Below are 1059 nucleotides of genomic sequence, written 5' to 3'. Positions count from 1 at the left end.
TCGACAAGCTCTTGAGGCTACCGTTTCCCCAACGGTTTCTTATCCTTCCCTGATTCCAATGACCTGAATTCTTACCAAATTTAACTAGGCTATATTTATGGGATATTGAATTAAAATACATGCCAAAGTTTCTAGGTAATTTATCAAATTTAAGCACACTATTTTTAGGAAATAATCAACTAACTTATTTACCGAGTTATCTGGAAAAGCTATCCAGTTTGACAACCCTAGATGTATCGAGTAATCAACTAACACACCTGCCAGATTTTCTAGGTAAGTTATCCAATTTAAGAACGCTATACTTAGAGCACAATAAAGTAACCAAGCTACCAGAGTCTCTTGGAAATCTATACAATTTAACCACGCTATATTTATCGAATAATCAACTAATAAAACTGCCGGAATCTTTTATAAATCTCTCCAATTTAACCAAGCTAAAATTATCGGATAATCCCCTAGTTGAGCCACCGCTAGAAGTAGCCCGTGGAGGTGTAGGTGCAATTAAAAAATATTTTCGACAATTAAGGGAAGAAGGAAAAGATTATATTTATGAAGCTAAGTTGTTGATTGTCGGCGAGGCCGGAGCAGGCAAGACTAGTTTAGCTAAGAAAATTCAAGACCGCGAATACAAACTCCAAGAAACTGAATTGTCTACGGAAGGAATTGATGTTATCAAATGGAGTTTTACTCTAGATAACGGACGATAATTTAAGGTTAATATTTGGGATTTTGGTGGGCAAGAAATTTATTATGCTACCCATCAGTTTTTCTTGACTAAACGTTCTCTCTATACTTTAGTTACAGATAGTCGCAGAGAAGATACCAATTTTTATTATTGGTTAAATATTGTAAATAAATTAAGTGATAGTAGCCCACTGTTGATTATTAAAAACGATAAACAAAACCGCACAATAGACATTAACGAAAAAGTTTTGCGAGGACAGTTTACCAATCTCAAAGAAACTCTGGCTACTAACCTCGAAACTAACCGAGGTTTAGAAAATATTACCGATTCGATTAAACATTACATTAAAAGATTAGTAAGGATTCAGGTAGGGA

2 pseudogenes are annotated in these 1059 nt (G+C 34.6%); both read left to right on the top strand.

Features of this window, described 5'->3' with window-relative positions:
• Window positions 1–86: 86 nt before the first annotated feature.
• Window positions 87–707 (top strand): annotated as a pseudogene (locus F6K53_RS45055) (leucine-rich repeat domain-containing protein); the annotation flags it as partial.
• A gap of 63 nt (window positions 708–770) precedes the next feature.
• A pseudogene (locus F6K53_RS45050) lies at window positions 771–1059 on the top strand (GTPase); the annotation flags it as partial.

Origin of the sequence: Moorena sp. SIO4A1, from assembly GCF_010672065.1 — a bacterium.
GTDB lineage: Bacteria > Cyanobacteriota > Cyanobacteriia > Cyanobacteriales > Coleofasciculaceae > Moorena.
This window is presented reverse-complemented; position numbering and strand designations above follow the sequence as displayed.